Annotated in this window: 24 protein-coding genes and 1 pseudogene; 9 read left to right on the top strand and 16 right to left on the bottom strand. The window is 67.0% G+C overall.

The features are described from left to right. From NA10_RS33340 to NA10_RS33320, 5 genes and pseudogenes are all read right to left on the bottom strand, one after another. Nucleotides 1-529: pseudogene (locus NA10_RS33340) on the bottom strand (hypothetical protein); the annotation flags it as partial. Nucleotides 530-565: 36 nt separating this feature from the next. Next, nucleotides 566-847 carry an acylphosphatase gene (locus NA10_RS33335; RefSeq protein WP_067574695.1) on the bottom strand — a complete coding sequence of 94 codons (282 nt, stop codon included), beginning with the start codon at nt 845-847 and terminating at the stop codon, nt 566-568. Continuing rightward, a complete protein-coding gene (locus tag NA10_RS33330) occupies nt 844-1,308 on the bottom strand; it encodes an OsmC family protein (RefSeq protein WP_067574694.1) in 465 nt (154 codons plus the stop codon). The genes NA10_RS33335 and NA10_RS33330 overlap by 4 nt, the downstream gene beginning before the upstream one ends. 59 nt (nt 1,309-1,367) lie before the next feature. Further along, nucleotides 1,368-2,027, bottom strand: coding sequence for an HAD family hydrolase (locus tag NA10_RS33325; RefSeq protein WP_067574693.1), 660 nt, complete (start codon nt 2,025-2,027; stop codon nt 1,368-1,370). A gap of 59 nt (nt 2,028-2,086) precedes the next feature. Then, nucleotides 2,087-2,752, bottom strand: a complete 666-nt coding sequence (locus tag NA10_RS33320; protein WP_067574692.1) for a maleylpyruvate isomerase family mycothiol-dependent enzyme — start codon at nt 2,750-2,752, stop codon at nt 2,087-2,089. An 84-nt stretch (nt 2,753-2,836) separates the two neighbouring features. Between NA10_RS33320 and NA10_RS33315 the strand changes: the two genes are divergently transcribed. From NA10_RS33315 to NA10_RS33305, 3 genes are all read left to right on the top strand, one after another. Further along, nucleotides 2,837-3,274: a MarR family winged helix-turn-helix transcriptional regulator gene (locus tag NA10_RS33315; RefSeq protein WP_067574691.1), complete on the top strand. Its 438-nt coding sequence runs from the start codon at nt 2,837-2,839 to the stop codon at nt 3,272-3,274. Between the two features lie 100 nt (nt 3,275-3,374). After that, nucleotides 3,375-3,962, top strand: coding sequence for a hypothetical protein (locus NA10_RS37830; protein WP_169812692.1), 588 nt, complete (start codon nt 3,375-3,377; stop codon nt 3,960-3,962). 112 nt (nt 3,963-4,074) lie between these two features. Further along, entirely contained in the window at nt 4,075-5,268 is a 1,194-nt protein-coding gene (locus tag NA10_RS33305) for a cytochrome P450 (RefSeq protein WP_218021629.1), read from the top strand. 3 nt (nt 5,269-5,271) lie between these two features. Here the strand turns inward: NA10_RS33305 and NA10_RS33300 are convergent, their stop codons facing one another. The 4 genes from NA10_RS33300 to NA10_RS33290 all read right to left on the bottom strand — a co-directional run bounded on the left by NA10_RS33300 (nt 5,272) and on the right by NA10_RS33290 (nt 9,601). Continuing rightward, nucleotides 5,272-5,973: a response regulator gene (locus NA10_RS33300; RefSeq protein ID WP_067574689.1), complete on the bottom strand. Its 702-nt coding sequence runs from the start codon at nt 5,971-5,973 to the stop codon at nt 5,272-5,274. After that, complete coding sequence (locus NA10_RS33295) at nt 5,970-8,468, bottom strand: DUF4118 domain-containing protein (protein WP_067574688.1); 2,499 nt, start codon at nt 8,466-8,468, stop codon at nt 5,970-5,972. Before NA10_RS33295 ends, NA10_RS33300 begins: the two co-directional genes overlap by 4 nt. Further along, nucleotides 8,465-8,614 (bottom strand): hypothetical protein, encoded by a 150-nt coding sequence (locus tag NA10_RS37340; RefSeq protein ID WP_157556920.1) that lies wholly within the window; start codon nt 8,612-8,614, stop codon nt 8,465-8,467. The genes NA10_RS33295 and NA10_RS37340 overlap by 4 nt, the downstream gene beginning before the upstream one ends. A gap of 318 nt (nt 8,615-8,932) precedes the next feature. After that, nucleotides 8,933-9,601, bottom strand: a complete 669-nt coding sequence (locus NA10_RS33290) for a hypothetical protein (RefSeq protein ID WP_067574687.1) — start codon at nt 9,599-9,601, stop codon at nt 8,933-8,935. 181 nt (nt 9,602-9,782) lie between these two features. Here NA10_RS33290 and kdpF point away from each other — a divergent pair, with 181 nt between their 5' ends. The 4 genes from kdpF to NA10_RS33270 are packed head-to-tail and all read left to right on the top strand — an operon-like array spanning nt 9,783 to nt 14,683. After that, the gene (gene kdpF, locus NA10_RS39395) at nt 9,783-9,980 is read left to right on the top strand and encodes a K(+)-transporting ATPase subunit F (RefSeq protein WP_067574686.1); all 198 of its coding nucleotides are present in this window, start codon (nt 9,783-9,785) and stop codon (nt 9,978-9,980) included. Beyond that, nucleotides 9,981-11,651 (top strand): potassium-transporting ATPase subunit KdpA, encoded by a 1,671-nt coding sequence (gene kdpA / locus NA10_RS33280; RefSeq protein WP_067574685.1) that lies wholly within the window; start codon nt 9,981-9,983, stop codon nt 11,649-11,651. A gap of 1 nt (nt 11,652) precedes the next feature. Beyond that, the gene (gene kdpB, locus NA10_RS33275; protein WP_067574684.1) at nt 11,653-13,800 is read left to right on the top strand and encodes a potassium-transporting ATPase subunit KdpB; all 2,148 of its coding nucleotides are present in this window, start codon (nt 11,653-11,655) and stop codon (nt 13,798-13,800) included. A gap of 1 nt (nt 13,801) precedes the next feature. Continuing rightward, nucleotides 13,802-14,683, top strand: a complete 882-nt coding sequence (locus NA10_RS33270; protein ID WP_067574683.1) for a potassium-transporting ATPase subunit C — start codon at nt 13,802-13,804, stop codon at nt 14,681-14,683. Nucleotides 14,684-14,805: 122 nt separating this feature from the next. Here NA10_RS33270 and NA10_RS33265 read toward each other — a convergent pair whose 3' ends face one another. The 6 genes from NA10_RS33265 to NA10_RS33240 all read right to left on the bottom strand — a co-directional run bounded on the left by NA10_RS33265 (nt 14,806) and on the right by NA10_RS33240 (nt 23,231). Continuing rightward, nucleotides 14,806-16,308 (bottom strand): substrate-binding domain-containing protein, encoded by a 1,503-nt coding sequence (locus tag NA10_RS33265; RefSeq protein WP_245678171.1) that lies wholly within the window; start codon nt 16,306-16,308, stop codon nt 14,806-14,808. Between the two features lie 121 nt (nt 16,309-16,429). Then, on the bottom strand, nt 16,430-18,655 hold the full coding sequence (locus tag NA10_RS33260) for an acyltransferase family protein (protein WP_084515639.1): 2,226 nt from the start codon (nt 18,653-18,655) through the stop codon (nt 16,430-16,432). Between the two features lie 103 nt (nt 18,656-18,758). Continuing rightward, nucleotides 18,759-20,048: an ArsB/NhaD family transporter gene (locus NA10_RS33255; protein WP_067574681.1), complete on the bottom strand. Its 1,290-nt coding sequence runs from the start codon at nt 20,046-20,048 to the stop codon at nt 18,759-18,761. A gap of 16 nt (nt 20,049-20,064) precedes the next feature. Next, a complete protein-coding gene (locus NA10_RS33250) occupies nt 20,065-20,508 on the bottom strand; it encodes a CBS domain-containing protein (protein ID WP_067574680.1) in 444 nt (147 codons plus the stop codon). Between the two features lie 363 nt (nt 20,509-20,871). Then, a complete protein-coding gene (locus tag NA10_RS33245; RefSeq protein ID WP_067574679.1) occupies nt 20,872-21,996 on the bottom strand; it encodes an acyl-CoA dehydrogenase family protein in 1,125 nt (374 codons plus the stop codon). Between the two features lie 2 nt (nt 21,997-21,998). Beyond that, nucleotides 21,999-23,231 carry an acyl-CoA dehydrogenase family protein gene (locus tag NA10_RS33240; RefSeq protein ID WP_067574678.1) on the bottom strand — a complete coding sequence of 411 codons (1,233 nt, stop codon included), beginning with the start codon at nt 23,229-23,231 and terminating at the stop codon, nt 21,999-22,001. Nucleotides 23,232-23,404: 173 nt separating this feature from the next. Between NA10_RS33240 and NA10_RS33235 the strand changes: the two genes are divergently transcribed. Further along, entirely contained in the window at nt 23,405-23,905 is a 501-nt protein-coding gene (locus tag NA10_RS33235; protein WP_067574677.1) for a hypothetical protein, read from the top strand. On the opposite strand, the gene NA10_RS33230 is transcribed toward NA10_RS33235, so the two are convergent. Continuing rightward, a complete protein-coding gene (locus NA10_RS33230) occupies nt 23,906-24,109 on the bottom strand; it encodes a cold-shock protein (RefSeq protein ID WP_067574676.1) in 204 nt (67 codons plus the stop codon). Between the two features lie 338 nt (nt 24,110-24,447). On the opposite strand from NA10_RS33230, the gene smc reads away from it, so the two are divergent. Beyond that, a partial coding sequence (gene smc, locus NA10_RS33225) for a chromosome segregation protein SMC (protein ID WP_067574696.1) occupies nt 24,448-26,909 on the top strand: 2,462 nt, incomplete at its 3' end.

The following is a 26,909-nucleotide window of genomic DNA, read 5'->3' as shown; positions in this document are numbered from 1 at the left end:
CGACCGTCGGCGGCCGGCGTGCGGTGACCCCGGCTTCCTGCCGCTGCACACTGCCGCGCCGCGGCTCCGGAGCGGGCATCGGCACCGCGGGCGCGGGCGGGTAGACCGGCGGCACCGGAAGCTCGAAGGTCGGCGGCATCGCGAATTCGGTGGTCGGCGAAGTCACCTCGGTGGCGGGTGCACCGGAAGGCGCTGTGTGCTCGGGAGATTCGGCAGGCACGGGGGATTCGGCGTGCCCGGTGGATTCGACGGGTTCGACGGGTTCGGAGCCCGGGTCCGTCGCCGATTCGTGCTGCGGGTCGGGGGATTCGGACCCGCCATCGCGCTTGGGGATCGGGCGGCCACCGGTGCCCCAGGCGCGACCGATGACCGGGTTCACCTCGGGGTCGCCGGTCGGTTCGGGTCCGGAATCGCTTGCGCTGATGCGCGATTGGTCACCGGCGGGTTGGGCGGGAGTATTCGCCGAGCTATCGGGATCGGGCTGCCGGTTCGGATCGTCCGGATTGCCGCCGAGACGTTCAATGGCCAACGATCGACTCCTGTGGCTGCTCGACCTGCGCGCGCATCAGCGCTCCTCGAATCCGATTATGCCTGCCCGGCCGTCTCCCCAGTCGTCAACGACCAGGTCAACACGACCAGGCGTGTCGCCGGAACGTAGCAGGGTCAGCAGGGTTTCGCATGCGGCCCGCGGGCCTTCGGCGACCACGTGCACGCGGCCGTCCCGGTGATTGCGGGCGTACCCGGTCAGGCCCAGCTCCAGGGCGCGGGACCGGGTCCACCAGCGGAAGCCGACGCCCTGGACCTGCCCGTGCACCCAGGCGCTGAGCCGGGCTGGGTTTTCGGTCATTCCTCGACGCGGAAGGTCAGATTGACGGTGGTGCCCGCCTTCAGCGTGCGGCCCACGGTGCAGACCCGGTCGATGGAGCGCTGCGCGGCCACCAGCAGGCGTTCGCGGGTGGCGTCGTCGAGCTCGCTGAGATCGAGTTCGAAGGATTCGGTGAGTTCGGGATAGGTCTCGTTCTCACGGTCGGCGTCACCGCGGACGCGCACGGTGGCGTCGAAATCGTCGCCGAGTTTGCGCGCCAGGGTGAAGTCGGCGCTGAGCCCGGTGCAGCCCGCGAGCGCGATCTTGAGCAGCTCGCCCGGGGTGAACGCGCCCGGAACGCCCGCGGAGGCGATGAGCACCTCGCCGCCGCGATTATTGCGGCCGGTGTAGGCCCGGATGCCGGTGCGCTCGGCCCACAGCTCGACCGGTGCGTCGGCGGGTGCGGGTGCGGCGGACTGCGGTGCGGCGGTCTGTTCGGACATACCAAGATCCTCGCATTCGTGCGGAATTCACTACCGTTCGGTTCGAAACAGTGCGGTGGTCAGCGGAATTCCGCGATCCGCTCGGGGGTGAGCACGCCGAGACTCTCGGCGACCAGCGAGGTCAGGGCCAGGGCATCGGGTGCGGGCGGGTAGCGCGGATGCGGGATGGCGATGACCGTCATGCCCGCGGCGTACGCGGCGCGCAGCCCATTGCTGGAATCCTCGATCGCCGCGCACCTTTCGGGCGCGATGCCGAGTCCGGCCGCGGCCGCGAGATAACCGTCCGGCGCGGGCTTGCCGCGCGCGACCTCCTCGGTCGAGACGGTGGTGTGGAACAGTTCGGTCACACCCATGTGGTCCAGGACCACATCGATGAGCCGGCGCGGCGACGAACTGGCGAGCCCGAGGGTGAAGCGTTCGGCGAATCGGTGCACGGTCTGCACCGCATCGGGCATGAGCGGCAGATGCTCGGCATAGCGGGCGGCCATGCGCGAGATGACGTCCTCGGCCACCTCATCGGGTGTGCGGCGGCCGTCCAGGAGGTCCTTGCTGGTGTACTCGGACCATTCGGCCGTGCTCATCCCCATGAACCGGTCCTGGGTGTCGGCCAGCCAGCGCCCGTTCAATTCGGCGATGTAGTCGCGGCGCACCTCCTCCCAGATGGGTTCGGTGTCGATCAGTACGCCGTCCATATCGAAGACGATGGCTGCTACAGGCATGTGCTCATCGTCCCGGTCACCCCCGGACCCCGCGCGCCGGGGGTGACCGGACGGGGCGGTCAGTCCAGTTCGGCGGGTGCGCCGGTGGTGGTTTCGAGTCGGGTGGCCAGCAGTTCGACGCCGGGTCCGGAGACTTTCGCGAGTCCGGCGGGGCGGCCGGTGATCAGCAGCAGGAGCGACAGGATCGGTCCGTGCACGGCGCTGCCGGTACCGAAACTCCACCTGGTGTCGGTGGCGCTGAGCCGGATGCCGTCCAGGCGGTGCCGATCCCAGACCGGCCAGCCGACCGAGACGGCGCGATCGGCCCCGGCCGCCGCGGCGGCCGGTGTCACGGTCAGCGTGCGCCGCAGCGGAATCGCGATGTCCTGTCCGTGCACGATGGTGTCGAAGTGGATATTGCGATAGTTGGTGAGCCTGGGCATTTTCCGTGAGGCGGCGTGCGCGCGGAGTTCGGCGACCAGGTCCCGACCGGGGTCGGCGGCGTAGTCCCGGGTGATCCGGTCGATGAGCCGGTTGTAGTCGCCGCGCGCGCGAATCGCGGTGCCCAGCAGGGTGGTGAGCGAACTCGGCTGCGGTACGCAGGCGATATGCGCCGCCACCTGCCGCACGCTCCAGCCCGCGCAGAGCGAGGGGGTCTGCCATTGCTCCGGGGTGAGGTCGGCCAGTAGGTCGGCAATGGCGAGGCGCTGCTGTTCGATGATCTGCCAACTGGTTTCGCGGTCCATGACGATTGCCTGCCTCCGATAAGATTGGTCAGCCTCTCTGTCTAATATAGTAAGAGGATCTGACTAAACGGGTCAAGGAGTGTTATGGCGGACGACGAGATGAATGTGGGACTGCTCATGTTCATCGCCCATCGGTCCATGGAACAGCGCACCTTCCAGGCGCTGGTCGAGGCGGGGCACGGCGATATCACCATCGCGCAGGGGCGGCTGGCCGCGCAGATCGATCCGCGGGGGACCCGGCTCACCGAATTGGCCGAGCGGGCGCAGGTGACCAAGCAGACCGCCGGATTTCTGGTCGATCAGCTGGAGAAGGCCGGATATGTGGAGCGGATCCCGGATCCGAGCGACGGCCGGGCGCGACTGGTGCGGCTCTCCGATCGCGGGCTGGCGATGGCCGAGTTCGCCAACGATGTCTCCGCCCGTATCGAGCGGGAGTGGGCCGACCGGTTGGGGGAGCGGCGGATGGGGCAGTTGCGCGAGGCACTCACCCGGTTGCGTGAGATCACCGACCCGTACTCCTGAGCCCGATAGGGCATCTGCCCGATACCCGCTGCGGCCCTGCGCCTCTACTGTCTGAGCGGGTCGGGTGGGTAGCCGCTGCGGCGGCGGGAGGAGTAGGGCGATGCGTATGGGTGGCCGTCGGCGTGCGGTGTTCGGAGCCTTGCTCGGAATGCTGGCGCTGATTCTGGTGCTGGGCGCGTGTAGTACCAAGGAGTCCGGATCCGGTGGGGCGACAACGAGTTCGGTGACCAAGACCTCGACCCCGAAGACCAGCGTGCCGACGAGTTCGACTGCGCCGCAGCAGAATCCGGGTGCGGGCGCGGGGAATCCCGGTGGGGGAGGCGGTAAACCGGGTGCCGGGCAGCCGAACAATCCGGCGCCGCAGCCCGGTGGCACCGACAACTGCAATGACCACTGCGGGCTGCCGCCGGGCGGGATCGACCACTGCAACGACAACTGCGGTGCACCCGGGGGCATCGATCACTGCAATGACAACTGTGGACTGCCGCCGGGCGGGATCGACCACTGCAACGACAACTGCGGCGCGGTGACCACCTCGCCGACCCCGGCGACGACGGTCACGACCAGTCCCGCGGTGACCACGACGGTGGCGACCACCACGGTCGCTCCCACCACCGTCGCGACCACCTCGGCCGCCCCGGCGGCCACCCCGGGTGGTGAAGTGGTGGTGCCCGGCGCGGCTCACTGACACGGTGTCCACTGAATGAGATTTCGGTCCAAAACGCTCACCGCGCCCGCCTCCGCGCGGTTAGCGTCCGACCTGGAAATCAGACACCCGCAAGCGAATACCGAGGTGGGCCGTGGGCACGGTCATGGATATCTACGATCCCGAACTCTATGTGGACGGGCCGATCCACGAGATGTTCGCCGAACTGCGCCGGACGCAGCCCGTGTATTGGCAGGACATGCCCGGTGAGCCCGGATACTGGGCGATTCTCACACATGCCGACGTGGCCCATGTGGCCCGCAATCCGCTGCTCTTCTCCGCCGAGCGCGAGGGTGTGATCCTGGAAAATCAGCCGCCCGAACGGCTGGAGCAGACCCGGAACATGCTGCTCATGATGGACCCGCCCCGGCATACCGAATACCGCCGCCCGCTCGCCGAGCATTTCAAGGCCCGGGTGATCGGCGAGATGGAGGACCGGGTCCGCGAACTGACGCGGCAGCTGCTCGAAAACGTCGATGGTGACGTGGAATTCGTACACGATATCGCGGGGGTGCTGCCCAGTCAGGTGGTCGGCGGCCTCTTCGGGATTCCGGCGGCCGACTGGTCCGATATCCGGCAGTGGGCCGAACAGTCCACCAGCCAACAGGATCCGGAGCTGATCGGTGATTTCGATGTCACCGCCGAGATGACCAAGATGGCCGTCTACGCCATCCAGTTCGCCATGGCGCGGCGCGCCCAGGAACCGCAGGCCGATCTGACCTCGCTCATCCTCGCGGGTGAGTTCGGCGGAAAAGCCATGTCCGACCTCGAGTTCGGCAGCTTCTTCACCCAGTTGGTGATCGCGGGCAATGACACCACCAAGACCATGCTCTCCTCGGGATTGGAGCTGCTGCTGCGGCATCCGGACCAGCTTGCGGCCCTGCGCGCGGATGCCGCGCTGATTCCCGGTGCGGTGGAGGAGATCCTGCGCTACGCCAATCCGCTGCACTACTTCCGCCGCACCGCCACCGCGGACACCGAGATCCGCGGCGTACCGATCAAGGCGGGCGACAAGGTGGCCATGTGGTACACCTCCGCCAACCGCGACGAGGACGTCTTCATCGAACCGCAGCGCTTCGACATTCGCCGAAACCCCAACCCGCACCTGTCCTTCGGTCTGGCCCAGCACTTCTGCCTGGGCGTCCACCTCGCGCGCATGGAGGGCCGGATCTTCTTCGAGGAGCTGCTCGCCCGCTTCCCCGGGATCGAGCAGACCGGCGGCTCGCGCCGCATCCGCTCCAACCTCAACAACGGCCTGAAATCGCTGCCCCTGCGCCTGACGCGCTGAGCCTCACACCTGGAAGCGGTATCCCATCCCCGCCTCGGTGAGCAGGTGTTTGGGCTGTGACGGATCGTCCTCGAGTTTGCGCCGCAACTGCGCGAGATACACACGCAGATAATGGGTTTCGGTGGCGTAGGACGGTCCCCACACCTCGCGCAGGATCTCGCGGCGGCCGACGAGTTTGCCCTTGTTGCGCACGAGCATCTCGAGCATGCCCCATTCGGTCGGGGTCAGGTGCACGTCGCGGCCGTGCCGGGTGACCTTCTTGGCGGCGAGATCGACTGTGAAGGAAGAGGTTTCGACCACGGGTTCGGCGGTGTCGGCGGCGCCGGCGGAGCGGCGCACGGCCGCGCGCAGCCGCGCCAGGAGTTCGTCCATGCCGAAGGGTTTGGTGACGTAGTCGTCCGCGCCCGCGTCCAGCGCCTCGACCTTGTCCGAGGAATCGGTGCGCGCGGACAGCACGATCACCGGGGTGCTGGTCCAACCGCGCAGTCCGGCAAGAACTTCGATGCCGTCCATATCGGGCAGGCCCAGATCCAGCACCACCACGTCGGGATGTTTCTCGGCGGCCGCGCGCAGCGCCGCCGCCCCGGTGGACGCCGTGGTCACCTCGTAGCCGCGCACCGACAGGTTGATGCGCAACGCCCGCAGGATCTGCGGTTCGTCGTCGACCACCAGGACTTTCGTCGGCGCGGGCGCCGCGTTCGTCACTCGTTCTCCTGTTCATCGCATGCCTGCATATCGATCACCATGGTCAAACCGCCGCCGGGGGTGGGCTCGGCGTGCACCGTGCCGCCCATGGCGTCCACGAAACCGCGTACCACCGACAGGCCCAGGCCCACACCGGTGGAGTTGTCGCGATCGCCGAGACGCTGGAACGGTTCGAAGAGCTGATCCTCCATACCGGTCGGTACTCCTGGACCTGTGTCTACCACCGTAATGGCCACGCGCTTGCCGGTGTGCTCAGCGGTCACCCGCACCGGCGAGTCGCCGGGGGAGTAGCGCACGGCATTGTCGATGAGATTGGCCAGCACACGCTCGAGTAGACCGCCGTCCGCGCGCACGCAGAGCGTATCGACCTCCACCCGCACCCGTGCCAGGGCCACGCGCCCCAGACCGCGGGTGCCCATGCCCATGAGCGCGTGATGCACGACCTCATCGAGGTAGGTGCGTCGCATCTGCGGTTTGATCACCCCGACCGCGAGCCGCGAGGAGTCCAGCAGATTGCCGACCAGCGCGGTCAGCTGATCCACCGATTCCTCGATGGTCTCCAGCAGTTCGGCGGTGTCCTCGGGGGAGAACTCCACATCCACACTGCGCAGGCTCGACACCGCGGCCTTGGCGCCGGCCAGGGGCGTGCGCAGATCGTGGCTCACCGCGGACAGCAGGGCGCGGCGCAGTTTGTCCGCCTCCATCACCGCCTGCGCGGCCCCGGCCTCGGCCTGCAATTGCTTCTGACGCACCAGTCCCGCGGCCTGATTCGCCACCGCGCCGAGCACCAGCCGGTCACCGGAGCTGAGCGCGCGCCCGCGCAGCAGCAGCCAGTGCATATCGTCTCCGGCCTCGATGGCGGTGAAGGCATCGATCACCTCGGTCGGCGGATCGTCACCGACCGAGGCCACCATCTCCGTATCGGTGATGAGGCTGACCGCCTCCTGGCTGAAGGTCTCGCGGGCCCGCTCGAGCAGATCCGGCAGATCGGCGCCGTGCAGTACCGCGCCCGCGAACAGCGTCAGCAGTTCGGCCTGCCGAGATGCCTTGCGCGCCTCCCGGGTTCGCTTGGCCGCCACATCGACCAGCGCGGCGACGGCGACCGCCACGATCAGCAGCACCGCGATGGTGAGGAAATTGTCGAGCTCGGCAATGGTGAGGCTGTACCGCGGCGCGGTGAAGAACCAGTTCAGCAGGATGCCCGACAGCAGCGCCGACAGCGCCGCGGGGGCGACGCCGCCGAACAGCGACACCACGATGACGCCGATGAAGAACAGCGCGCTCTCCCCGCCCAGATCCAGCCAGCGATCCAGCCACAGGCCGGTGACGAGGCAGATGAGCGAGGGCACCAGCAGTGCGGCGGACCAGGATCCGAGCATGCGCTCGCGCGGGGTGAGTGAGGACCAGCGGAAGCCGCGATTGGACTCCTCGTGGGTGACCATGTGCACGTCGATCTTGCCGGACTCCTGGACCACGGTCGCGCCGATGCCCTCGTCGACCATGCGCGCCCAGCGCGAGCGCCGCGAGGTGCCGAGCACCAGCTGGGTGGCGTTCACCTGGCGCGCGAAATCCAGTAGCGCCGTGGGGACATCGTCCCCGGTGACGGTGTGCAGACTCGCGCCCAGTCCGGTGGCGAGATCGCGCAGCCGGGCCAGTCGCTGGGTGGAGACCCCGGCCAGCCCGTCACCGCGGACCACGTGCACCACGATGAGTTCGGCACTGGATTTGGCGGCGATCCGGCTGGCGCGGCGCACGAGGGTCTCGGATTCGCCGCCGCCGGTGACGGCCACCACCAGGCGTTCGCGCGCCTCCCAGGTGTCGGTGATCTTGTGGTCCGCACGGTATTTCGCCAAGGCAGCGTCCACCTGATCGGCCAGCCACAGCAGCGCTAGTTCGCGCAGCGCGGTCAGATTGCCGGGACGGAAGTAATTGCGCAGTGCGGCGTCGACCTTGGTCGCGGCGTACACATTGCCGTGGGAGAGCCTGCGCCGCAACGCTTCCGGGGTGATGTCCACCAGTTCGACCTGGTCCGCGGAGCGAACCACCCAGTCCGGCACGGTTTCCCGCTGCACCACGCCGGTGATCTGTTCGACCACATCGTTGAGGCTCTCCAGATGCTGCACATTGACCGTGGAGACCACATCGATCCCGGCGTCCAGGAGTTCCTGTACGTCCTGCCAACGCTTTTCGTGCTTGCTGCCCGGCACATTGGTATGCGCCAGTTCGTCGACCAGCACCACCGCGGGTGCGCGCCGCAGCACCGCTTCCACATCGAGTTCGGGCAGTGTGGTGCCGCGGTACTCGATCATCCGGGGTGGAATCCGTTCGATACCGGCGAGCATCTCGGCCGTCTTGGATCGCCCATGGGTCTCGACGACGGCCGCCACCACATCGCGACCTCGTTCGAGCCGCCGATGTGCCTCCGACAGCATCGAGAAGGTTTTGCCCACGCCCGGGGCAGCGCCCAGGTAGATCCGTAGTTGGCCGCGTTTCACTCGTCCATCATCGCGTGCGGAGTGGAGAAACCCGGTCGGCCCGCGCGGACGCGCTGGCGGGTGGGTTGCGCACCGGCGAGCACGCGCAGCAACAGCGCGGCAGCCAGAAATCCGAATACCACCAGCATCGGAATGATGTCCGGCACGATCGCTCCTCGTTCATCGACGGTATTGCCGGTCGATCCGACCGGACTTCCCTGTTCTACCGCCGATTTCGCCGAAGTGGCTGGTACTGACGCTTTCTTAACGCCCGCGCGTCATGATTCCGGCGACACCGGTGGACCCGACGTGCGGGCGCTTCGGTGGAGGGCTCGCCCCGCGGAAAGAAGCCACCGGGAGTTGCGAGGCGAGACCTCCACCCCTCGAAGCGGTCTGGTCACCCACACGATTCCCAGAACCGTCGCCCACTGTAGGGGGCGGGTTATGACACGAGGGGATTTGTGAGGTGACCTATCGTGCCAAAGCTATTTCGCGGCGAATGTTTTCTCCCAGTCGGCCGGCGCCTGCCCGAAGGTACGCTGCCCGTTGGCGATCACGGATTTGGCGAGGGCGCGATTGCCGATGGCCCCGATGACCGCGCCGATTCCGACGGGCAGGGTTTTGCCGAACATGAGTACACCGCGTTTGACGATGAACTGCACGATGAAGCGTTTGGCCATGGCGTTGTCGATATTGCGGACCACCGGCAGATGCTCGGCGACCGTGGTGGCCCAATCGCGCGCGGATTGACCGGCGCGCTTGCCGAGTAGTTCTTCGCCGCTCTCGCCCAGTACAACTCCGGCAATCAAGGCCCGGCGTTCCTTGCCGGGCAGATCGCCCATCCCGTGCACCGCGCCGACCGAGGCGGCGTAGAGCGCGGAGGTCTCCAGGAAGAAGACCGATTCCACACCGCTGACGGCCAACCCGATCAATGTGCCCACCCCGGGCACCGCCGCCGAGAGTCCGGCCAGGGTGCCGCTGACCGTCACGATGGTCAGATAACGCAATTCCAGGCCCTGCTCGATTCCGGTGGGCGAGCGGTCCGGATGTTTACGGCGCAGGCGGTCGACATACTTCGCCGCGAGCGGGGCCTGCACTCCCGTACTCCCGCGGAGCACCAACTCCACGGACTTCTGTAGTGCGCGTTCGAACATTGGGCCTCCCTTTCGTCCGGCGTGATCGAGGGTACGGACGACCCGGGCCACGCCGGTGTTTCGACACACCGAACCGAGCGCGTAAGCGGAGCGTCAAGGCGGCGATGCGCAACGCTAAGAAGGCGTAAAGGCCCTCGAATCAGGGCAAATCGAACGCTTGACTCGCTCCGTCGCCCCTGAGGTGCGGCATTGTCAGAGAGAGGTTTCGATACATGTCCGTCGTGGTGTTCACCGTGCTGACCGTGGCGATCTTTGCCCTGCTCGGCTTGATCCAGCGCGGGGTGGAGCGGCTGTGACTCAGAACATTATCGGTCTGGTTCTGGCCATCGGCGTCGCCGTCTATCTCATCGCGGCGCTGCTGTACCCGGAAAGGTTCTAAGTGAGCACGACTACGGCGGGGATCGTCTTCGCGGCGACCCTGATCCTCGCGCTGGCCCTGGTGCACGTACCGCTCGGCGATTACATGTATCGGGTCTACAGCAGCGAGAAGCACTCCCGCGCCGAGCGCGGTATCTACCGAGCCATCGGCGTACAGCCCGGTGTCGAACAGAGCTGGGGCGTCTACGCCCGCAGCGCACTGGCCTTCTCGGCCGTGAGCATTCTGTTCCTGTTCTTCTTCCAGCTCATTCAGGGCAAACTGCCGCTGCACCTGAATGATCCGGGCACCGAGATGACCCCGCAGCTGGCCTGGAACACCGCCGTCAGCTTCGTGACCAATACGAACTGGCAGAACTACTCCGGTGAATCGACCCAGGGCCACCTGGTGCAGATGGCCGGACTCGCCGTGCAGAACTTCGTCTCCGCGGCGGTCGGCATGGCGGTGGCGGTGGCGCTGGTGCGCGGTTTCGCGCGTCGGCACACCAACGATCTGGGCAATTTCTGGGTGGATCTGGTGAGGGGAACCATCCGGATTCTGCTGCCCATCGCATTCCTCTTCGCCATCGTGCTCGTTGCGGGCGGCGCGATCCAGAACTTCCACCTGCACGATCAGGTGGCGCAGACCATCGGCGGTGCGTCGCAGACGATCACCGGCGGACCGGTCGCCAGCCAGGAAGTGATCAAGGAACTCGGCACCAATGGCGGCGGCTTCTACAACGCCAACTCCGCGCATCCGTTCGAGAACCCGACCGCCTGGACCAATTGGGTGGAGATCTTCCTGCTGCTGGTGATCAGCTTCTCGCTGCCGCGCACCTTCGGGCGCATGGTGGGCTCCAAGAAGCAGGGCTACGCCATCGCGGCGGTCATGTCCATTATCGCGATGGCCAGCCTGGCGCTGACCAACCTGTTCCAGCTCCAGCATCATGGCACGGTGCCGACCGCGCTCGGCGCATCGCTGGAAGGGGTCGAAACCCGTTTCGGCACTTCGAATTCGGCGACCTTCGCCACCGCGACCACGCTGACCTCGACCGGTGCGGTGGACTCTTTCCACGATTCGTACACCAGCCTCGGCGGCATGATGACCATGTTCAATATGCAACTCGGCGAGGTCGCGCCCGGCGGTACCGGATCCGGTCTCTACGGCATGCTGATCCTGGCGGTCATCACGGTATTCGTCGCGGGCCTCATGGTCGGCCGCACCCCGGAGTACCTGGGCAAGAAGATCACCCCGCGGGAGATCAAGCTCGCCGCTTCGTATTTCCTGGTGACCCCGCTCATCGTGCTCATCGGCACGGCCGTCGCCATGGCGATGCCGGGACAGCGCGCCAGTATGGCGAACGGTGGACCACACGGATTATCGGAAGTGTTGTACGCCTTCACCTCCGCCGCCAACAACAACGGCTCGGCGTTCGCCGGTCTGAGCGGTAATACCGTGTGGTACAACACCGCACTCGGTCTGGCCATGGCCTTCGGCCGCTTCCTGCCGATGATTTTCGCTCTCGCACTGGCCGGTTCGCTGGCTCAGCAGGGCACGACGCCGGAATCGATCGGCACGCTCCCGACCCATCGGCCGCAGTTCGTCGGCATGGTCGTCGGCGTGACCATCGTCCTGGTGGCCCTGACCTTCCTGCCCGCGCTGGCGCTCGGGCCGCTCGCCGAAGGAATCCACTGAAATGTCTGCTCCCACCATTGAACCCGCGGTGACGCCGGACGCGTCAGCGCCCAAGGGACGGGTCACCAGCGGACTGTTCGATCCGCAGATGCTGCTGAAGTCGTTGCCGGACGCCTTCAAGAAGCTGGACCCGCGCACCCTGTGGCACAACCCGGTCATGCTGATCGTCGAGATCGGCGCGGTCTGGTCCACCATCCTCGCCGTCGTCGACTCCTCCTTCTTCGGCTGGGCCATCGTCGTATGGCTGTGGGCGACAGTGATTTTCGCAAACCTGGCCGAAGCCGTCGCCGAAGGCCGCGGTAAGGCGCAGGCCGATACCCTGCGCAAAGCCAAGACCGACACCATCGCTCGCCGCCTGGTCGACTGGTCGCCCGGCGCACGGGTGGTCGAGGAGCAGGTCGCGGCGACCGAGCTGCGCCGCGGCGACTTCGTCATCGTCGAGGCGGGCCAGGTCATTCCCGGTGACGGCGATGTCGTGGAAGGCATTGCCTCGGTGGACGAATCGGCCATCACCGGCGAATCAGCGCCCGTCATCCGCGAATCCGGCGGCGACCGTTCCGCGGTCACCGGCGGCACCACCGTGCTGTCCGACCGGGTGGTCGTCAAGATCACCCAGGAACCGGGCGGCAGCTTCATCGACAAGATGATCGCGCTGGTGGAGGGCGCGTCGCGGCAGAAGACCCCGAACGAGATCGCGCTGAACATCCTGCTCGCCGCGCTGACGATCATATTCGTCTTCGCGGTGGCGACGCTGCAGCCGCTCGCGATCTACTCCAAGGCGAACCTGCCGGGCGTGCCGGACAGCTTGGCGCTCAACGGCAATGGCATCACCGGCATCGTCATGGTGTCACTGCTGGTCTGCCTGATTCCCACCACCATCGGCGCACTGCTCTCGGCCATCGGCATCGCCGGTATGGACCGGCTGGTGCAGCGCAATGTGCTGGCCATGTCGGGTCGTGCGGTCGAGGCCGCCGGTGACGTCAACACCCTGCTGCTGGACAAGACCGGCACCATCACCCTCGGCAACCGTCAGGCCTCGGACTTCGTACCGATGCCGGGCGTCTCGGCGGACGAAATGGCCGATGCCGCACAGCTTTCCAGCCTCGCGGACGAGACCCCGGAGGGCCGCTCCATCGTGGTGTACGCCAAGACCGCGTACAACAAGCGCGAACGTACCCCGGGTGAGCTCACCGGTGCGACCTGGGTGGAATTCACCGCTCAGACCCGCATGTCGGGGGTGGACCTGTCCGACGGACATCAGCTGCGTAAAGGCGCGGCCAGCGCCGTCACCGAATGGGTGCGCTCGCAGGGCGGTGCGATTCCGGACCAGGTCGGCCAGACCGTGGACGGCATCTCCGCCTCCGGTGGCACGCCGCTGGTGGTCGCGGAGGTCAGGGACGGTACGGCTCGACTGCTCGGGGTCGTCCATCTCAAGGATGTGGTGAAGCAGGGCATGCGCGAGCGCTTCGACGAGATGCGCAAAATGGGCATCCGCACCGTCATGATCACCGGCGATAATCCCTTGACCGCCAAGGCGATTGCCGATGAGGCGGGTGTCGACGACTTCCTCGCCGAGGCCACTCCCGAGGACAAGCTGGCGCTGATCAAGAAGGAGCAGGCCGGTGGCCGCCTGGTCGCCATGACCGGTGACGGCACCAATGACGCGCCCGCGCTCGCCCAGGCCGATGTCGGCGTGGCGATGAACACCGGCACCTCGGCCGCGAAAGAGGCCGGGAATATGGTCGACCTCGATTCGGATCCGACCAAGCTCATCGAGATCGTGGAGATCGGCAAACAGCTGCTCATCACCCGCGGTGCGCTGACCACATTCTCCATCGCCAATGACATCGCCAAGTACTTCGCGATCATTCCGGCGTTGTTCGTGGCGCTGTACCCCGGCCTGGACATGCTCAATGTGATGCGACTGGCGAGTCCGCAGTCGGCGATCCTGTCCGCGGTCATCTTCAACGCGATCATCATCGTGGTGTTGATTCCGCTGGCGCTGCGCGGCGTGGCCTACAAGCCCGCGGCAGCCTCGAAGCTGTTGAGCCGCAACCTGGCCGTCTACGGCGTGGGTGGCATCATCGCCCCCTTCATCGGCATCAAGCTGATCGACCTCGTCGTCCAATTCCTCCCCGGGATGTCCTGAAATGCGCATGTCAACTTGGATTCGGCAGCATGTGGCGGCCCTGCGCGCGCTCTTGGTGCTGACCGCGATCACCGGAATCGTCTATCCGCTGGCGGTTTTCGCCGTCGCCCAGCTGCCCGGCCTGAAGGACAATGCCGAGGGCTCGCTCATCGAGCGCAACGGCGTCACGGTGGGCTCCAGCCTCCTCGGACAGTCCTTCACCGATGGCAAGGGCAATGCCCTGGTGCAGTACTTCCAGAGCCGTCCCTCCGCCGCGGGCAGCAGCGGGTACGACCCCACCTCGTCGGGCGCGAGCAATCTCGGCCCGGAGAACATCGTGGACAGCGCACCGGACAAGACCGGCCTGCTGACCACCGTGTGCACCCGCAGCAAGACCATCGGCGAGCTCGAGGGCGTGGATGGCGGCCGTCCGTTCTGCACCCCCGGCGGGGTGGGCGCGGTGCTCTCGGTCATCGGCCCGCGCGAGACCAATGGCACCATCGACCATCCGGAGAAGGTGGTGAGCGTCAACGAGTTCTGCTCGGTGACCACCACCCCGTTCCTGCCCGAGTACAAGGGCGTGAAGGTCGAATGCGCCGCAGAGGGCGAGGACTACTCCCACGGTCTCCTCATCCCCATCCGCGGTGCCGCCCCGGCGAAGTCGGCCGTGCCCGCCGACGCCGTCACCGCCAGCGGCAGCGGCCTGGATCCACATATCTCCCCGGAGTACGCGGATATCCAGATCGCGCGTATCGCCAAGGCCCGCGGCATCTCTCCGGATCAGGTGCGTGAGGTGGTCGAGGCCCACACCGGCGGTCGCGTCCTCGGCTTCATGGGTGAATCCCGTGTGAACGTCGTCGAACTCAACCTCGACCTGGACGCCAAGTACCCGTTCCGCGCCTGAGAGCTGACGGGGCGGGCGGGTAGTCCGGCCTCCCCGTCATCTCGGTACGCGTTCGGCCGGGATCCACTGTGCTGAAGTGGATCCCGGCCGACGAGCACGCCGGGATGCTGGGCGGGCCTGGTTTACGGACTGGGCGTGCAGCTGGTCGGATTGGCCAGCTCCGTGCACGGGGTGTTGCCGAAGGAGCGCAGCACGTCCTTGCCCTGGAGGTCGGTGAGGTAGCGCAGGAACGCCGCGGTGAGCGAATCGGCGGGGACTTCGCCGTAGCTGTAGGCGTATTCGACATTCCAGAACGGGTAGGTGCGGTTCAGGACGTGTTCGCGCGTGGGTGAGCTGCCCGCGATGGTGATCGTCCGGACATCGGAAGCCTGTGCGGCATCGGCGTATTCGGCGTACCCGACGGCCCCGGGGAGGTCGGCGACACCGCGCAGCATGTCCTTGGTGACCGGGACCTCGCAGAAGGAGAGTCCGGCGGGTTTGACGGCGCGGCAGCTGGTGGCGGACGGCGCAGGGGGCTGATCGTCACCGAGCAGGCGGGCGCGGAAGGTTTCGCGGGTGCCCGAACCCAACGCCCGCTGCACCACGCGCACGGGCATATTCGCGCCGCCGAGCTGCTGCCAATTGTCCACCCGGCCCGCGTAGAGATCGCGAATCTGCTGCACGCTCAGATCCGCGACACCCGCGGTCGGATTCACCACCATGGTGAAGACCGACATGGCCAGGGTGCGCGGGCGCAGGTTCGGATAGCCGGGCCCCGCCGGGCCGTCGCTGATGGCCAGCAGCGCCGGATTGTCCCTACCCTCGTCGTCGACCCGGCTCAGGCCGCGGTCGCTGCCGTCGAATCCGAAGGTGAAATCCGCTCCGTCGCACAGCTTTCGGTAGGCGGCCGCGGCATCGCGCAGGACCGGTTCGAAGGCGGTGGATCCGACCAGGGTGAGCTTGCCGCTGGTGCACTGGGCATTGACCGGGCTGTCCTGCGGGCGCAACCCGACGAAGTACTGGATCGTCACCACGGCCACCAGGAAGCCGATCAGCGCCAGCAGGCGGGGCGAACGCCCGGAATTGCTTCTGGTCTCGGCGACGCTGCCGCCCTTGATCTTGGCGCGCACGGTCGGGGCGGGGTATTCGCCCGCACCGGCGCTGCGCTGCAGAATGGCCAGGATCTTGTAGTGGTCACGACGATTCATCGGCACCTTGGGCAGATCGATAATGCCCATGCGCTGCGCGGCGTCCTCGCGCGCGCCGATGCCGGTGCCGGGGCGCAGACAGTCGCCGAGCGTGTCATCGCTGAGTTCGGTGACGGCCATGCCGATGACCCGGCGATTCGGGAACTGGATGTGCACGCCGATCGGATTCGACTCCGGCACAGCGTAATCGCCGTCGTCGATATCGGTCGCGCCATTGTTCTCGATGCGCACCAGCACCACCGACAGGTCCTTGAGCTCGGGTGGGTTACCGGTGCCGTCCGGCCGCAATTGCGGTAGCACACCGGGGAATACGGATTCGATCTCACCGGTGACCGGGGTATCCATCTGCACCCGATAACCGAGGCGTTTGCGCCCCACCAGCACGAATTCCCAGACGAATGCCGCGACCGGCACCACGATGCCGATCAGTGTCAGCACGATCTCGATGGGAAAGCCCCCGACGTTCACCGAATCCCCGAATTCTCTTGTCCGCCCGCGGCTTCGCCGCCGTCCGCCCGCACCGTACCGGTAGCGGGTTACGAGCACACGAACCGGCGCGTCACCACCAGCCGAGAATCGGTTGTAGTTGACGTTCGAGTTCGGGTGCGAGAGAACGGGAATAGCTCGCGGTGAGGTGATGCTCATCGTGATAGACGAGGATGTTGCCCTCGATCACCGCGCAGATATCCGGCTCGCACACCGCGTTGTTCAGGTCCAGCACATGCACATTGGGGAAATCGTCCGAGGCGGCCAGCGCCGGATCGATCGGGGAGAGCGCGTCCTGCCGCTTCATACCGCACCCCAGGCGATTACCGCCCGAGGCCAGGCAGTCGATGGCACGGTAGCGAATACCGTTGCGGCGCAACCACGGGGTGTCGCGGATGGCCAGCACCTGTAGGCCGCGTTCGGCCAGCGCCTGCCACACGTCGAGATAGTCCTGCGGCGTCTCGTCGCCGCCGTTGTCGGCGGGGCGGGTGCCGGTGGTGAAGACGAAGTCGGGGCGCTCGTTGCCGAGCCGCTCGATCACATCGTGCGACCAGTCCTTGCAGTCCGGATTGCGCTGGCCCTTGTACATGGGCTCCTCGGCCACGGTGAGCGGGCAGCCCATCTTGAGGTAGACGGTCACCTTGAAGCGGTACTTCTCCGCCGCGATCTGCAATGCCGGAATCCAGTGTTCGGCATGGGAATTGCCGACCACGGCAATGGTGCGATGCGCGTCCGCGTCACCGTAGGTGCAGGTGACCACCGAGCGGGTGTCGAAGTCCGCGATACAACCGTCCCGGGTGGGATAGGCGATATCGGCCAGGGCCTCCTCCATGGTCGGCCGCATGGGCGCGCGCGGTACCAGCGCCTGATCGGTGAGCGCCGCCGCGCCGGGGTACTTCGCCGGATCGAGTTCGCCCACCGCGTGCGCCTTGGCGCCATTGCTCCACTGCCAGGCCAGTGTCGAGCCCAGCAGCAGTACGCCCACGGTGCCGACCGCGACGCCGGTGAGCATGCGCGCCCGCGCGGGCGGGGTCGGCGTGGACCGCAGCCGCAGCGGCTCCTCCACGAAACGGTGGGTGCCGTAGGCGAGTACGAACGAGGCCACGATGATCAGCAGCCCGCCGACCGCACCGGCCTCGCGTTCATGCCGCTCACCCAGATAGAAGATCAGCATCGGCCAATGCCACAGGTACAGCGCGTACGCGAAACCGCCCAGACTCACCATGGGCGCGCTGGCCAGCAGGCGATTCACCACCGGCTGTGCGGTGGTGGCCAATCCGGTACCGGCCAGGATCAGCCCCGCGGTGGCCAGCACCGGGATCAGCGCGGCCGGACCGGGGAATACCGCCGAACCGTTCACCAGCCGGCCGCAGGCCACGATCGCCGCGATCCCCGCCCAGGCGAAGGCCGCGCGAATCAGTCTGTGCGGGTTCAGCATCGGCGCGAGAATGGCCAGCAGCGCACCGGTGAGGGGTTCCCAGGCGCGCGCGAAGGTGTCGTAGTAATTCCAGCCCTGATGGGTCGAAACCCCTTCGGCGGCATAGCGGAACGACAGCACGACGAGCACGATGAACAGCACCGCCAGGGTGATCCGCAGGCCGCCCTGCGGTCCGGCCGCGCGCAGTAGCCCGCGCGCGGCGGGGAGCTGTGCGATCCGGCGCATCGGATCGGAGTTCAGCGCCCGGCGCAGCGGAGCCACCCGGCGCGCGGCCGCGGGGGCGCGCCGGGTCAGCCAGGCGGTCGTCGCGATGAGCAGCAGCATCCCGAGATAGCACTGACCCTGCACCGACATGGACCACAGGTGTTGCAGCGGGCTCACCGACGGGTCCGCGGCCAGATAGTCCGACCAGGACAGCGCCAGGTACCAGTTCTGGTAGTAGAAGAGCGAGGCCAGCGTCTGCGCCGCGATATCGGACCAGCGGGTGTGCGGTAGCAGCAGCACCGCCGCGACCACCACCGCGGCCAGTACCACCACCATGGCCGGTAGCAGCCTGCGCAGCGTGCGCCGGATGGTCGCGGTCACGCCGACCGGTCCGCCGTCCGCGCGGCGCAGCAGCATGCCGGTGAAGAAGAAGCCGGACAGCACCAGGAACACATCCACACCACCGGAGACCCGGCCGAACCAAATATGGAAGATCACCACCAGCGCGATGGCGATACCGCGCAAACCATCCAGGTCGTGCCGGTACGCGCCCGGTACGCGAGCCAGGGCACCGGAACCAGGGCTCGACGCCGGTGCGGCCCGGGAATCGCTGTCCGGCGCTGTCGGCGAGGGCTGATCGGTGCTGGATAAGGACATGGCGGCGACCATTCTGGTATCCGTAGCCGTGAATTTGCCAATCGCCGCACGAATCTTCACCGGAATGTGGCCAATGTCCCGGCGAAATGGACGTCGCACGCAGTCAGGCGAGCACGAAATACCGCAGCCAGAGGTACGGCGCGGCCACCGCCACGGTCACCGCCGTCACCACCGCGCCCTTGCGGGTGAACTCCCAGAACGAGATGGGGTGATCCGAACGGCGGGCGATACCGAGCATCACCACATTCGCGCTCGCGCCGACCGCGGTGAGATTGCCGCCGAAATCCGCGCCGACCGCCAGCGCCCACCACAGCGCCTGCGACTGCGTCTCGTGGTCGATGGATCCGGCCAGTTCGGCCACCAGCGGGCTCATGGTGGCCACGTACGGAATATTGTCGATGACACCGGAGAGCACCGCCGACACCGCCAGGATGAGCATCGTCGCCACCAGGGCGTCGCCGCCGGTGAGATCGGTCGCCCAGCTCGCAATGCGTTCTATCACACCGGTTTTCACCAGTGCGCCGATCATGACGAACAGGCCGGCGAAGAACAGCAGCGTCTCCCATTCCACCGCCACCATGTAATCGCGTTGCGGCAGATCCGATATCAGCACCAGGACGCCCGCGCCCAGCAGCGCCACCAGCGACGGTTCGATATGCAAGAGCGAATGCCCGAAGAAGCCCGCGAACACCGCCGCCAGCACCGCGGCGCATTTGATCAGCAGCTTCGGATCGCGAATCGCCTCACGCTCGTTCAGCAGCATGATGTCCGCGGCGCGCTCGGGATCGACGGTGAACGAACCGCGGAACAGGCGCGGCAGCAGCAGCGTGAACACCGCCAGCGCGATCAACACGATGGGGGTCAGATTGAAGACGAAATCGTTGAACGACAGGCCCGCCCGGCTGCCGATGATGATGTTCGGCGGATCGCCGATCAGGGTGCTCGCGCCGCCGATATTGGAGGCCAGCACCTCCGCGATCAGGAATGGCGCGGGTGGTACGTCCAGGCGCTCGCACACCAGCAGGGTGACCGGTGCGATCAGCAGTACCGTGGTCACATTGTCCAGGAAGCCCGAGGCGGTCGCGGTGATGAGCGTCAGCAGGATCATCACCCGCAGCGCGGAACCCTTGGCGCGCTTGGCCGCCCACACCGCGGTGAACTCGAAGACGCCGGTCTGGCGCAGGACGCCGACGATGATCATCATGCCGAGCAGCAGGAAGATGACATTCCAGTCGACGCCGGTCTCGCGGGAGAAGAAGACGTCATCGGAGGTCATCAACCCGATTGCGACCACCACACCGGCCCCGGTCAGCGCGGCCGTGGTCTTGTGAACGCGCTCGGACGCGATCAGCGTGTACGCCACCGCGAAGACCGCGATGGCGACGGCGATCACGGCGACCGCCGCGGGTTCAGTTGTGCAACGCCACTTCCAGCAGCCGCGAGGCGGTGATGACCCCGATCAGCCGCTTGCCGTCCAGCACCGCGATCAACGGCGATTTGTATCTGGCCATCAGCGCCGCCACCTCGACGGTATTGTCGTCCGCCTGCGCCGCCGGGATCTTGGTCAGCCGCTCCGGAATCACATCGCGAACCTTCTTGCCGCGCAACCGACTCGCCACCTGATCGCACATTGATTCGTTCAGCACCCCCGCCAGCGACGGATCGTCCTGCACATACTTGGGCACGATGAACAGCACCACCTGTGCGGCGGGCAGCACCGAATGCGGCGCCCCATTCGCATCGGTGACCAGGATCCCGGGCAGCCGATGTTCGGCAAGCAACCTCGCCGCATCCATCGCGTCGGAGTCCAAATCGATCACCGGATATTCCTCGGCCATCTGAGCGGCATGCATACGTGCAGGATACGACGCTGCGGCCAGGTATCACGCGAAGAGAATACGTCAAGATCGAATACCGCAGCGCCATCGAAACTCCCCGCTCGAATTCGCACCCGAGGTCTCGGGCCGAATGCCGACCGGGCTTCCCGGCGCGCCGCCGATCCGACGTCAACGTCCGGCACCCACGTTATGAAGAGACCTACCCTCGGCCCTGTCCCCATCAGCGGTCCATCGACGCCAACCAGAGCCCGGCGACACCACCCCCCGGATCATGCGAACGATAGGGGCAAGAAGTCATACCGGGCCTGGCGACCGTAGCCCTCAATCAAGGGCTGCGAAGAAGATAACGGGGCTTCGTAGCGGAGACGCCGTGTTCGATCAGGGGCGGGTCAGTGCGGCGTAGCGCGCGGTGTGGTGCGCGGTGGTGCCGTATTCGTACTGCACGGCGGTGAGGCGTTTGAAGAAGTGACCGATGGCCAGTTCCTCGGTCATGCCCATCGCGCCGTGCAACTGCACCGCCTCCTGGCCGATGAGGCGGGCCGCGCGGCCGATGGTGGCCTTGGCGGCGGAGGCGGCCTTGGCGCGCTCGGCCGGATCGCCGGTGAGCTTCAAGGTCACCAGATACGTTGCGGCAATGGCCTGTTCGAGTTCCAGATGCATATTCACCATGCGGTGCTGCAACGCTTGGAAGCTGGCGATGGGGACGCCGAACTGCTGGCGTTGCTTGGTGTAGTCCACCGTATCGGCGACCACCTTGCGCATGGCCCCGACCGCCTCGGCGGAGATGGCGGCGATGGCCTCGTCGACGGTGGCGGCCACCGCCTCCGCGGCTCGCTCCAGCAGCAGGGCATCCGTGGGCAGGCGCAGGTTCTGGAAGGTCAGATCGGCGGCGGGCCGCTCATCGATGGTGCGGTAGGACTCGACCGTCAGCCCGGCGGGCGGGTTCGCGGGGTCGAAATCCACCGCGAAGAGCGCGATCTCACCGTCGACGGTGGCGGTCACCAGCAGCTGGCTGGCGATCGGGGCCGAGGTGACCACCGTCTTCACGCCGGTGACCAACCAGTCCTCGCCCTCGCGGACGGCGGTGGCGGCGACATTGCCGTAGTCGTAACCGGATTGGGGCTCGAGGCCCGCGAAACCGATGATGACCGAACCCTCGGCGATGCCCGCGAGCAGATCCTCGGCGCGCTTACCGGTGGCGCGCCGCAGCAGCCCGCCGCCGACGACCACCGTGTCCACGTACGGTTCGACCACGAGCGCACCGCCCAGCGCCTCGGCGATGATCATGGTTTCGACGGCCCCGCCGCCGATGCCGCCCACCGATTCGGGCAGCGAAGCGCCGAGAATGCCGACCTCCTCGGCGAGCCCGCGCCACACCTGCGGCTGCCAGCCCGCGCCGAGACGCGCTGCGGCCCGGCTGCTTTCGATGTCGTAGCGGGCCGCCAGGAATTCGGTGACGGTATCGCGGAGCAGTTCTTGTTCAGCGGTGAAGGAGAAGTCCATGGCTACAGTCCCAGGGTCGCTTTGGCGATGATGTTTCGCTGAATCTCATTGCTGCCGGCGTAGATCGAACCGGCACGATCGTTGAAGTAGCGCAGCGGCGCGACCGCCTGCCACTCGAGTCCGGAGACGAAACCGTCTGCGGGCGGGGTGAAATCGGCGATCGGACCACCCGGCATGGTGGCGTGCGGCTGATACGCGCGCCCGCGCGGCCCGGCCGCCTCCAATGCCAGTTCGGTGAGGGCCTGACTCAGCTCGGTGCCCAGAATCTTGATGGTGGAGGCCGCCGGACCCGGGTCCTTACCGCTGGAAACCAGCGCGAGCGTGCGATATTCGAGAATCTCCAGCACATCCGCGCGCATCCGGGCATCGGCCAGCTTGGCCGCGAACGCCGGATCATCCAGCAGCGCACCGCCACCGGGACCGGGCTGGGTGCGCGCGGCCTGCGCCAGCTCCTCGGCCATCACCTGGAGCGCCGGTGCCGCCGCGCCGCCGCCGCGCTCGAAATTGAGCAGGAATTTGGCCACGGTCCAGCCGTCGTCGATCCGCCCCAGCACATTCGCCTTGGGCACCCGCACCTGATCGAAGAAGACCTGGTTCTGCACCTGCTCACCGGAGGTCATCACCAGCGGGCGAATCTGAATCCCGGGATCGTCCATCTCCATCAGCACGAACGTGATGCCCTGCTGCTTCTTGGCCTGCCGCGAGGTGCGTACCAGCGCGAAGATCCAATTGGCCTCGGTGGCATGGGTGGTCCAGATCTTGGAGCCGGTGACCACCAGATCCTCGCCGTCCGGCACCGCCGCCATGGACAGCGAGGCCAGATCCGATCCGGCCTCGGGCTCGGAGTAGCCCTGGCAGAAGAACACCTCACCGGTGAGGATGCGCGGCAGGAAGAATTCCCGCTGCGCGGTGGTCCCGAACGCCATGATGGCGTGCGCCACCATCCGAATTCCCATGGGGGACAGGTTCGGCGCCCCGGCCAGGGTGCATTCGCGCCCGAAGATGTAGTGCTGGGTCAGACTCCAGTCGCAGCCGCCGTATTTCACCGGCCACGCGGGCGCGGCCCACCCCTTGGCGTGCAGGATGTGTTGCCATTCCATGCTGGCCTCGTGGTCCGGGTAGACACTGGTGGCCAACCGTCCCGCGCGCCGCAATTCGGGGGTCAGATTCTCATCGAGGAAGTGCCGTACTTCATCGCGAAATGCCAGCTCAGCGGGCGACCAGTCGAGGTCCACGAAAACTCCTTGTGCGAAGGTCCGGCCCCCACCATCTCACTGCCTCACCCTTGCTGGCAAATGTGCTGGCACCTGCCCTCACTTATCGCCGTTGACATTCCACTATGGAAGTTTATGCTGAGAAATAGACAGCCCCTATAGGACTATTGATCGATCGATCGAAGGTCTATGCCATGGCCGGATACGCGGCGTTGCTCGACACCCACATCATTGCCGGAACCGCCGGACTCGCCCTCGGCCCGCTCGTGGCCTGGGCCGACGCCCGGCACTGGCGCAGCGCCCGTGAACTCGGCGCGTGGTATCTGGGAATCGTTGTGGCGGTTGGCATCACGGCCACGGGACTGGTGATTGTCAAACGGACCGATCTCTGGTGGCTCATCCCGGTCTCGGTGCTGACCGTAACCCTCGCGGTGCTGGGCAGATACGCCTACGGCCGCCCCGACGGTTGGACGCACGCCTACGTGCACGGCCTCGGCGGCTCGTATATCGCACTGCTCACCGCGACGGTGGTGGTGGCCTTCGCTCTGGACGGACCGCTCTACGGCCCGGCTGAACTCATCGCCTGGCTCACCCCGACGGCGGTCATCGCCCCGCTCTTGGAACTGTGGCGACGCAAAACAAACGGCGGCCCGGTGTACCGAAGTACACCGGGCCGCCGTTCGAACTCCTGCTAATTAGGCAGGGGTGATGTTCTCGGCCTGCGGGCCCTTCTGGCCCTGCGCGATGTCGAACGAGACCTTCTGGCCCTCGGTCAGCTCACGGAAGCCCTGGGCAGCGATGTTCGAGTAGTGGGCGAACACGTCGGGGCCTCCACCGTCCTGCTCGATGAAGCCGAAGCCCTTTTCGGTGTTGAACCACTTCACGGTACCGGTAGCCACGATTGACTCTCCTCTTTGTTTGGTGCGACCCGCACTTTGCGGATCTGATGTCGCTGTAATGACCCCGTCAGGAATCACTGGAAACACAAATGCGCGCCTGCGTGATGGTCAGCAGGCGCGTACTGAAGTCTGTGAGAACCAAAAGTTGCAACAAGCAAGACAGTACCTGATCTTCGGTACATACGGCGAATTCCCACCTCGTGGACGTGTCGCACGTCATTATCGCGCCGGATCAGGACGCGGCCCACTCCCTGGACCATATCCTGGTCGAACGCCCAGCCGGACGCGTTCTCGGCATACTCGGGGCAATCGGCCTTGACCGGGTAGCCTGGGCGGCTGTGCACCTGAAGAGTCTGACGCTGAAGGGTTTCAAGTCCTTCGCGTCCGCGACGACACTGCGGTTGGAACCGGGCATCACCTGCGTGGTGGGCCCCAATGGTTCGGGCAAGTCGAACGTCGTCGACGCGCTGACCTGGGTGATGGGGGAGCAGGGCGCGAAAGCGCTGCGTGGCGGGAAGATGGAGGACGTCATCTTCGCCGGGACCGCGGGCCGCGCGCCGCTGGGCCGCGCCGAGGTCACGCTCACCATCGACAACTCCGACGGCATGCTGCCGATCGAGTACTCCGAGGTCTCCATCACCCGCCGCATGTTCCGCGACGGCGCGGGTGAGTACGAGATCAACGGCAACTCCTGTCGGCTCATGGACGTGCAGGAACTGCTCAGCGACTCCGGTATCGGCCGCGAAATGCACGTCATCGTCGGTCAGGGCCGGCTCTCGGCCATTCTGGAATCCAGGCCCGAGGACCGCCGCGCCTTCATCGAAGAGGCCGCCGGCGTGCTCAAACACCGCCGCCGCAAGGAGAAGGCGGTCCGCAAACTCGATGCCATGCAGGCGAATCTGGCCCGCTTGACCGACCTCACCACCGAACTGCGCCGCCAGCTCAAACCGCTCGGTCGGCAGGCCGAGGTGGCTCGGCGCGCGGCGACCGTCCAGTCCGAATTGCGGGACGCACGCCTGCGCTTGGCCGCCGACGACCTCGTGACCAGGCGCAATGAGCTGGAGAGCCAGCAGAGCAAAGAGTCCTACGCGCGTGAACAACAGGTCAATGTGCACGCCGAACTGGACGCCGCCAATGCCGCTCTCGCACAACAGGAGTTCGAACTCTCCCGGCTCACCCCGAGCGCGGAGGCCGCGGCGCAGACCTGGTTCCAGCTCTCCGCGCTGACCGAACGTGTCAATGCCACTATTCGCATCGCCCGTGATCGCGCCCGGAATCTGACCATCGAACAGCCCACCGGCGAAGGCCGCGATCCGGAACAGCTCGAACGCGAAGCCGAGCGGGTCGAAGCCGAGGAGGCCGAACTCGTCGAGGCCGTCGAAATCGCCACCGAAACCCTGGAATCCGCGCGTGACCTGCTGCACGAGCGTGAACAGGCCGCCAAAGCCGCCGAACAGGCGCATCTGGCCGCCGTGCGCGCCATCGCCGATCGACGTGAGGGTTTGGCCCGGCTCTCCGGCCAGGTCGACACCCTGCGCTCGCGGGCGCAATCGGTGGACGGCGAGATCACCCGCATCTCCGCCTCCATTGCCGAGGCCCGTCGGCGTGGGTCGGCCGCGGACGCCGAATTCGAGTCGGTGCAGGAGGAACTGAGCGAACTCGACTCGGGCGAGGCCGGACTCGATGCCCAGTACGAGCATGCCGCCGAGGCCCTGCAACTCGCCGATCAGCGAGTGACCGAACTGCGCGAGAAGGACCGCGAGGCCGGTAAACGCGTGGCCTCGCTGACCGCGCGCATCGAGGCGCTCACCATGGGTTTGGCGCGGCGCGACGGTGCGGCCTGGCTGCTCGAACATCGCGCGGACGGACTACTCGGCCCGCTGTCGGGATTGATCCGCGTGCACGGCGGCTTCGAAGCCGCGGTCGCCGCCGCGCTCGGTCCGCTCGCCGATGCGGTCGCCGCCGACACCGGCCCCTCCGCGCACGCCGCGGTGCGGGCGCTCAAGGAGGCCGACGGCGGACGCGTGGCACTGGTGTATGCCGGTGCGGCACAGGCTGATTCGCGGCACGGCGGCGAACTGCCCGGTGCGGCGCGCTGGCTCGCCGACGTGGTGGACTGCCCCGATCACCTGCGCGGAGCCGTTGCCGCGCTCACCACCGGTATCGCCGTGGCCGCGGATCTCGATGCCGCCGCACAGGTCGTCGCCGCGCGCCCGGAACTGCGCGTGGTCACCCGCGACGGCGATCTCACCGGTGCGGGCTGGGTGCTCGGCGGCTCCGATCGCGCCCCCTCGCAGCTCGAGGTGCAGGCCGATATCGACGCCGCCAAGGGTGAACTCGAATCCTGGCAGCGCCGGGCCGAGGAGCTCGAGGCCGCGCTCTCCGGCGCGCTCGCCGAACAGACCGATCGCAAGGAAGCCGTCGACCACGCCCTGCTCGCCCTGCACGAATCCGATCAGGCGCTGGTGGCCATCTACGACCGGCTCGGCCGACTCGGGCAGACCGCGCGCAATGCCCAGCGCGAATGCGACCGGCTGCTCGCCCAGCGCGCCGAGACCGAGAGCGGGCGCGAGGAGACCCTCGCCAAACTCGCCGAACTCGAGGACCGGCTGCGGCATGTGGAAGGCGAAGGCTCCGAACTGGATTCGGACTCCGCCGGCACCGAGACCGCCGGGTACGCCCGCGAGGAGGCCGCCGCCGCGCTCGCCGAGGCCCGCACCATGGAGGTGGAGGCGCGCCTGACCGTGCGCACCGCCGAGGAACGCGCGGAATCGGTACGCGGCAAAGCGGATTCACTGCG

This window comes from Nocardia acidivorans NBRC 108247, assembly GCF_001625085.1.
Lineage (GTDB): Bacteria > Actinomycetota > Actinomycetes > Mycobacteriales > Mycobacteriaceae > Nocardia > Nocardia acidivorans.
This window is presented reverse-complemented; position numbering and strand designations above follow the sequence as displayed.

Excerpts from the sequence above, each read along its gene's own strand:
- NA10_RS33335 (WP_067574695.1), bottom strand. The coding sequence starts at position 847 with ATGACCGAAAACCCAGCCCGGCTCAGCGCCTGGGTGCACGGGCAGGTC.
- NA10_RS33330 (WP_067574694.1), bottom strand. The coding sequence starts at position 1,308 with ATGTCCGAACAGACCGCCGCACCGCAGTCCGCCGCACCCGCACCCGCC.
- NA10_RS33325 (WP_067574693.1), bottom strand. The coding sequence starts at position 2,027 with ATGCCTGTAGCAGCCATCGTCTTCGATATGGACGGCGTACTGATCGAC.
- NA10_RS33320 (WP_067574692.1), bottom strand. The coding sequence starts at position 2,752 with ATGGACCGCGAAACCAGTTGGCAGATCATCGAACAGCAGCGCCTCGCC.
- NA10_RS33315 (WP_067574691.1), top strand. The coding sequence starts at position 2,837 with ATGGCGGACGACGAGATGAATGTGGGACTGCTCATGTTCATCGCCCAT.
- NA10_RS37830 (WP_169812692.1), top strand. The coding sequence starts at position 3,375 with ATGCGTATGGGTGGCCGTCGGCGTGCGGTGTTCGGAGCCTTGCTCGGA.
- NA10_RS33290 (WP_067574687.1), bottom strand. The coding sequence starts at position 9,601 with ATGTTCGAACGCGCACTACAGAAGTCCGTGGAGTTGGTGCTCCGCGGG.
- kdpB (WP_067574684.1), top strand. The coding sequence starts at position 11,653 with ATGTCTGCTCCCACCATTGAACCCGCGGTGACGCCGGACGCGTCAGCG.
- NA10_RS33270 (WP_067574683.1), top strand. The coding sequence starts at position 13,802 with ATGCGCATGTCAACTTGGATTCGGCAGCATGTGGCGGCCCTGCGCGCG.
- NA10_RS33260 (WP_084515639.1), bottom strand. The coding sequence starts at position 18,655 with ATGTCCTTATCCAGCACCGATCAGCCCTCGCCGACAGCGCCGGACAGC.
- NA10_RS33250 (WP_067574680.1), bottom strand. The coding sequence starts at position 20,508 with ATGCATGCCGCTCAGATGGCCGAGGAATATCCGGTGATCGATTTGGAC.
- NA10_RS33245 (WP_067574679.1), bottom strand. The coding sequence starts at position 21,996 with ATGGACTTCTCCTTCACCGCTGAACAAGAACTGCTCCGCGATACCGTC.
- NA10_RS33235 (WP_067574677.1), top strand. The coding sequence starts at position 23,405 with ATGGCCGGATACGCGGCGTTGCTCGACACCCACATCATTGCCGGAACC.